Source organism: Mesorhizobium sp. M7D.F.Ca.US.004.03.1.1, assembly GCF_003998635.1.
GTDB lineage: Bacteria > Pseudomonadota > Alphaproteobacteria > Rhizobiales > Rhizobiaceae > Mesorhizobium > Mesorhizobium loti.
In genome coordinates this window covers 1-6,149 of record NZ_RZQG01000323.1, presented here as the reverse complement: position 1 = coordinate 6,149, position 6,149 = coordinate 1, and the positions used below count along the sequence as shown (strand labels likewise).

Annotated in this window: 7 protein-coding genes; 4 read left to right on the top strand and 3 right to left on the bottom strand. The window is 65.0% G+C overall.

Translation table 11 applies throughout. The annotated features are described in order from the left end of the window. Positions 1 to 115: 115 nt before the first annotated feature. Positions 116 to 808 carry a response regulator transcription factor gene (locus EN935_RS18530; RefSeq protein ID WP_127265428.1) on the bottom strand — a complete coding sequence of 231 codons (693 nt, stop codon included), beginning with the start codon at positions 806 to 808 and terminating at the stop codon, positions 116 to 118. 3 nt (positions 809 to 811) lie between these two features. Beyond that, on the bottom strand, positions 812 to 2,356 hold the full coding sequence (locus EN935_RS18525; RefSeq protein ID WP_127265429.1) for a DUF4173 domain-containing protein: 1,545 nt from the start codon (positions 2,354 to 2,356) through the stop codon (positions 812 to 814). A gap of 353 nt (positions 2,357 to 2,709) precedes the next feature. On the opposite strand from EN935_RS18525, the gene EN935_RS18520 reads away from it, so the two are divergent. Together EN935_RS18520 and EN935_RS18515 are read left to right on the top strand one after the other, a co-directional pair. Beyond that, positions 2,710 to 3,600, top strand: coding sequence for a CoA ester lyase (locus tag EN935_RS18520; RefSeq protein WP_164757863.1), 891 nt, complete (start codon positions 2,710 to 2,712; stop codon positions 3,598 to 3,600). 113 nt (positions 3,601 to 3,713) lie between these two features. Next, positions 3,714 to 3,920, top strand: coding sequence for a DUF1737 domain-containing protein (locus EN935_RS18515; protein ID WP_127265431.1), 207 nt, complete (start codon positions 3,714 to 3,716; stop codon positions 3,918 to 3,920). A gap of 162 nt (positions 3,921 to 4,082) precedes the next feature. Here EN935_RS18515 and EN935_RS18510 read toward each other — a convergent pair whose 3' ends face one another. Next, the gene (locus EN935_RS18510) at positions 4,083 to 4,505 is read right to left on the bottom strand and encodes a metallopeptidase family protein (RefSeq protein WP_023763026.1); all 423 of its coding nucleotides are present in this window, start codon (positions 4,503 to 4,505) and stop codon (positions 4,083 to 4,085) included. 182 nt (positions 4,506 to 4,687) lie between these two features. Between EN935_RS18510 and EN935_RS42145 the strand changes: the two genes are divergently transcribed. Together EN935_RS42145 and EN935_RS18500 are read left to right on the top strand one after the other, a co-directional pair. Further along, entirely contained in the window at positions 4,688 to 5,731 is a 1,044-nt protein-coding gene (locus EN935_RS42145; protein ID WP_127373502.1) for a hypothetical protein, read from the top strand. Continuing rightward, the coding region (locus EN935_RS18500) for a DNA polymerase Y family protein (RefSeq protein ID WP_164771196.1) at positions 5,673 to 6,149 on the top strand (477 nt) is incomplete at its 3' end. The genes EN935_RS42145 and EN935_RS18500, both read left to right, overlap by 59 nt.

Below are 6,149 nucleotides of genomic sequence, written 5' to 3'. Positions count from 1 at the left end.
TCATAGAGCCGGAAGAAGAACAGGCCGACCAGCGGCAAGGCCATCACCAGGATCAGGATGGCGACGACGACCGTGGCGAGGCGAGGCCGCCATTTGCGGCCGATCCATTTGCTCGTCAGCCGCATCGGCCGAGCCGGAAGCCGACGCCATGCACCGTCTCGATGACATCAGGGCAACCCACTGCTGCCAGCTTGGCGCGGATGTTGCGGATATGGCTGTCGACGGTACGGCCGGCGACATGGATCTTGCCGGCATAGGCGCTGGCCATCACCGCGTCGCGGTCGAGCACATGCGCCGGCCGCGCCAGAAACCCTTTCAGGATCGAGAACTCTATCCCCGTCAGGGCAAGCGGCTTGCCGTCGAAGCTGGCGGCATGGCTGGCCGGCGCCAGAGCCAGTTTGCCGTGCGAAAACTGCCTGTCGTCGGCCGGTTCGGGCACCGCCGGGCGCGCGCGCCGCAGGATGACGTTGACGCGGGCGACCAGCTCGCGCGGGCTGAACGGTTTTGTCACATAGTCGTCGCCGCCCATTTCGAGCCCGAGGATGCGGTCTATCTCCTCGTCGCGCGCGGACAGGAACAGCACCGGCACATCGGATGTGTGCCTGAGCCGCCGGCAGACCTCCAGTCCGTCCATCTCCGGCATGCCGATGTCGAGCACGACCAGGTCGGGTGTGCGCCGTCCGATCGCTTGCAGGGCAGCCGCGCCGTCGGCCACACCTTGCGTCTTCATGCCAGCCTTCTCCAGCGCAAAGCAGATCACCTCGCGGATGTGCGGATCATCGTCGGCGACGAGGATATGATGCGGCATGGATCAGTGGCCCGGCATGTGGGGTTCGATACGATCAGGAACCACGAACGGCCCCTTGCTGTCGAGATATCCGAGCAGCCGCCAGTCGCGAAAGCTCCAGGCCCGCCAGTTCTGCTGGACGGCGCGGTACCAGCCTTCATCGCTGCCGCGCCGCTCCGCCAACTCACGAACAACCGGATTGTTGGCGGCAGCCGTCCGGCTCTGATGATCGAGGAAGCGGTCGAGCGCCGGAAACGCGCCCGGGCCGAGCGAGCGCAGATACCAGGCGTCGAGGGAAATGCCCTGGCCGGTCATTTCGAAGGAATGGTCGACATTGTAATTGGCGATCGTTGCGGCGAAATTGATGAAACAGCCGGCATAAAGCGTCAGAGATAACGTCAGAAGATTGGCGGACAGCAGCCATTCGTTGGATTTTCCCAGCGCGATGCGGGCAATGATGAGGACAAGGCCTGATGCCACCAGCCCCATCCAGACGAAGGCGGCGACGCGCCAGTAGGTCAGCGCATAGATGCCGATATAGAGGTCGAGCCGCAGGATCGACGAGATGACCAGCATGATGTTCTGCGCCACCCAGGCATAGACCAGCCGGCGGATGAGCGGATCGGCCGATGTCTCGCTGCCCGGCCGCAGCGCCGCCAGCACGAAGCCGGCGGCAAGCAGCGCGGTGACGATCAAGGGATAGGCGCCGCGATGCGCGTAGGCGGCGTAGCTCAGCCCGTCGGGAAGCGCCACCCCACCCCACAGATAGGTGGCGTCGAGCGCCGTCTGCAGCGCAAACAGGATGTTGAAGACAATAAGCGCGCGAAGGATGGCAGCCTTGCCGAACAGCATGTCCTCGATGGTGGTGACGGTTCTCTCGGCTTGGATGCTGGCGGCCGGCGCCGCGCGCGGGATGCGGCGAACCAGGCGCGGCACCCGTGGCCGCAGAAAAGCCCAGACACCGGCGAGCACGAACAGCCAGAAGGCAATCCGCGCAAGCTGGATGAGATCGAGCAGTTTCAGAAGGTCGATCAGCGACAGCCAATAATCGATGACCGGATTGGCGGCACCGAACAGCGCCAGGAAGACCGCGCCCAGTGTCAGCGGCATCACCCAGACGGCGATGGCGGCGAGGCGGACGCGGCGCCGGCCGAAGCGGCGCGCCGTCTTGCGCCAGCGGATGAAATCACTGGCGAAGCGGAACGGCGCCGCCAGCCCGAACAGCGCGATCTGGCCGGCAATGCGGGCGATGCTGTGCCGCAGCCGCCCGCTCAGCGAAAGCGCGAAAACGACTAGCGCCGCCAGCGCAGTTGACACCGACAAGGCGCTGACGGTCTCGGCGAGCGGCAGCAGCGCGACAAGCAGGGCGATGGGCTTGAGCCAGACCCTGCCATCGCTGAAAGCCGCCGGATGCACGGCGACGACCGCGGCGGCAATCACGAGGGCGAACAGGAAAACCGTGATCCCGGCGGGCTGGCCGTAGAACAGAAAATCCGCCAGCGCGACCAGCAGGGCGGCAACGCCAAGGCGGCTGCAACAGCTCGGTGCGGCGGAGAACAACGCTGTCATGACCTGGCTTTCCTGATGACGTTCCGCCGGATTGCCGGCGGGCTCTTGCGGACAAAGGGGATGAGGATCGCCGTCGGATTCGCGCGCGGCGGATCGGCCAGCCACCAGCCTTCGCTGCGCAGCCGATGAGGCAGACGGGGTTTTGCTCGCTTTTGCATGCCGCCTGTCTCGCAGGCCGGCGGGGAGATCGCAGGGCGGATCCGAGGAGGTTTTCCGCAAGCGTGTGCAGTTTTCGTGCAGAGGCCAGAGCTGGCAGGCCCCCTCTGTCCTGCCGGACAGCGCCCCCACAAGGGGGAGATCGAGCCTTAATGCACGCGCTTGCCTCCACCAACCACACGCGGCATAGATCACCTATGGAAACCTATCGCCCGCGCCGCTCGGTGCTCTACATCCCGGCATCCAACGACAAGGCGCTGGCCAAGATCGCGCAGCTTTCCTGCGACGCGGTCATCATCGACCTCGAGGATGCCGTCGTCCCGGCGGACAAGATCGCCGCGCGCGAAAAACTGGCCGGCATTTTCGCCAACCGACCGGTTGCCGACCCTATTGGCAAGCGCTGCGAGATGGTCGTGCGCATCAATGCGCTGGCCAGCGAATGGGGCGCCGACGACCTGCTGGCCGCGGCAAGCTGCGAACCCGACGGCATCCTGTTGCCCAAGGTCGACACGCCGCGCGACCTGCTCGAGGCCGGCGATGTGCTCGACGACAATTTTGCCCTCGACAGCGTGAATCTATGGGCGATGATCGAGACGCCCAAGGCGCTTCTCAACATCGGCGCCATCGCCGAACTTGGCCGCGACCCTGCCTCTCGATTGGCTTGTTTCGTTGCCGGAACGAATGATCTGGTCAAGGGCACCGGTGTGCTGGCGACACCGGACCGGCGCTATCTCGTGCCATGGCTGATGCAGATGGTGCTGGCCGCGCGCGCCGGCGGCATCGACATGCTCGATGGCGTCTCCAACGATTTTCGCGACCTCGACGCTTTCGCCCATGAATGCACCGAGGCGGCGGCCATGGGGTTCGACGGCAAGAGCCTCATCCATCCGGCCCAGGTCGAAGCCGCAAACCGTGCCTTCGCTCCATCCAAGGAAGCGGTGGCCGAGGCCCGCCTGGTCAAGGATACTTTCGCGCTGCCGGAGAATGCCGGCAAGGGCGTGATCGCGCTGAACGGCAAGATGGTCGAGCGGCTGCACCTGGCGCAGGCCGAAAAACTGCTGGCGAAGGCCGCCGCCATCGGCGCATGATCAAGCATGATCCCGAAAAGTGGGAACCGGTTTTCTCGGACAAACGGTCCGTTTGTCCAGAGATCATGCTAAACTAAAAATCGGCTAAGGTTATTCACGACAGGACTTGAGACATGAAACTCTACCGCTTTCTGACCGGCCCGGACGACGCCAGCTTTTGCCACAAGGTGACGGCAGCGCTGAACAAGGGCTGGCACCTGTTCGGCTCGCCGACCTATGCCTACGACAAGAAAGCCAAGACGATGCGCTGCGGTCAGGCCGTGGTCAAGGATATCGACGGTCAGGAATACAGGCCGGATACCAAGCTGAGTGATTGGTAGATTTGCAAAGCGCCGGCGCAGGCTGTGTCGAGATTCAGGTCAGGCCGAGTCGAAAATGGTGGTGCCCGAGAACCGGAGCGGAGCGTACTTTTGGGTACGTGAGCACCGGAAGCGCAGGGGACCGCCATTTGCAGGCCGGCCTCACCTGAATATCGGCACAGCCTACTCCGCTGCCTCTTCGATCTTCTCCATGTCATCGTCCGACAGCCCGAAATGGTGGCCGATCTCGTGGATCAGCACGTGGGTGACGATGTCGCCCAGCGTTTCCTCGTTTTCGGACCAGTAGTCGAGGATGGCGCGGCGGTAGAGCGTGATGCGGTTCGGACCCTCGCCGGTCTGCGGATTCCAGCGTTCGGCGATGCCGCGCCCCTCGAACAGGCCGAGCAGGTCGAACGGCGTCTCCAGCGACAGATCGTCCATGATCTCGTCGGTCGGGAATTCGGCGATCTGGATGACGATCTCGCCGGTCAGCTTGCGAAAATCCTCCGGCAGATGGGCGTACGCCTCCAGCGCCAGGAACTCCATTTCGTCCATTGAGGGCGAGAGTTCGTCGTGCCAGGTGCGGGTCTTGTAGATGCGAGCCATGCTTTGTCCTTTGATCCCGGCATATAGGCTTTCACGCCGTGATCGGCAAATGAACGGGCTGATGCGCCTGCACCATCCAGGCGGAGAGGAATAAATTCCCCACGACTCCGCTTGACTCTTCCAGCACCCTCTGGAATCTATAGGAACATAACAGGAACAATTGTGAGTGGAAGCTGACCGTCATGGCGATGACCGCCGTGGCGCGGGAGACTGTTTTTGCCCTGCGCCGCCAGATCGCGAAAATCGAGGGAACGCTGCCCGAGCGCTTGGCTGCGCCGGCTGCCGCGACCTCCGATGCTGACGTCAACACCGATCTCACAATCGTCCGGCGCGGCATTGCCGCGGCGTTGCCGGATGCTTTCCTGCCCATCGGCGTCGGGCGCCTCGATGTCGCCCTGAGCGGCGGTCTGCCGAAGGCCGCCTTGAGCGAAATCCATGGCACGCAAACCCGCGATGCCGGGGCCGTCGCCGGTTTCGCCCTGTCGCTCACCAGCCTGATCCTCAAGCAAACGCCGGGGTTGCCGGTGCTGTGGATCGGCACCACGGAGATTTTCCGCGAGGCCGGTTTTCCCTATGCCCGGGGGCTTCACGGCTCGTTCGGCATCGGGCCGGAGCAATTGCTGTTTTCCGAGGCGCCCCGACTTGTCGATGCGCTGTGGGTCGCCGAGGAGGCGGCCCGGATGACGGCGCTCGCCGCGGTCATCCTGGAAATTCGCGGCAATCCGCAGCGGCTGGACCTGACCGCGACACGCCGGCTGCATGCAAGGGCGCAAGGGGCCGGCCGGCCGGTGTTCCTGCTGCGGCAGGCTGCCGAGCCCGAGCCGACGGCCGCCCCCGTCCGCCTCATCGTCGCCTCGGCGCCGGCAGCGCCGCGCGACACCATCGCCGGGCCGCTCGCCGGCTCGATCGGCCGCCCGGCCTTCACCCTCACCATCGGCAAGAGCCGCACGGCCCTGCCTGGACAATTCACACTGGAGTGGAACCCCGATGAACGCGCATTTGACGAAAGAGCGGGCGACGAAAGAAGGGGCGAGGGAAGACAACGGGCAAAGAATCCTGTCCCTGTGGTTTCCCTATCTGGCCGTGGAAAGAATCCTGCGGCAGCGTCTGGGGCGGTCCTGGCGTTCCCGGCCGTCGGATCACCTGCCGCCATCTCACCCACCGCTCGTGATCAGCCATCGCGACCGCAACGCGCAGCGCATCTCGGCCCTCGACGAGCGGGCTGAGGCGCTGCACCTGAAGCGCGACATGGGCATCGCCGATGCGCGCGCCATGCATCCGTCGATCGACGTCGTCGAGGCCGATCCAGAGGCCGACCGCCGCTTGCTCGAAGGTCTTGCCGACTGGTGCGACCGCTACACGCCGCTGGTGGCGCTCGACGAGGCAGATGGCCTGTTTCTCGACGTCACCGGCTGCACCCATCTGTTCGGCGGCGAACGCGCCATGCTGGACGACATCCTGTCGCGCTTCTTCCACCAGGGTTTCGATGTCCGTGCCGGGCTTGCCGCGACGCCCGGTGCTGCCTGGGCGGCGGCACGCTTTTGCGGCGACCGCATCGTCGAGGGCGGCGAGGAAGAAGCGCTGCTGGCACCCCTGCCGCTGGCCGCACTGCGCATTGAACTCTCGACCCGCGCCAGCCTGGAA

Excerpts from the sequence above, each read along its gene's own strand:
- EN935_RS18530 (WP_127265428.1), bottom strand. The coding sequence starts at position 808 with ATGCCGCATCATATCCTCGTCGCCGACGATGATCCGCACATCCGCGAG.
- EN935_RS18525 (WP_127265429.1), bottom strand. The coding sequence starts at position 2,356 with ATGACAGCGTTGTTCTCCGCCGCACCGAGCTGTTGCAGCCGCCTTGGC.
- EN935_RS18520 (WP_164757863.1), top strand. The coding sequence starts at position 2,710 with ATGGAAACCTATCGCCCGCGCCGCTCGGTGCTCTACATCCCGGCATCC.
- EN935_RS18515 (WP_127265431.1), top strand. The coding sequence starts at position 3,714 with ATGAAACTCTACCGCTTTCTGACCGGCCCGGACGACGCCAGCTTTTGC.
- EN935_RS18510 (WP_023763026.1), bottom strand. The coding sequence starts at position 4,505 with ATGGCTCGCATCTACAAGACCCGCACCTGGCACGACGAACTCTCGCCC.
- EN935_RS42145 (WP_127373502.1), top strand. The coding sequence starts at position 4,688 with ATGGCGATGACCGCCGTGGCGCGGGAGACTGTTTTTGCCCTGCGCCGC.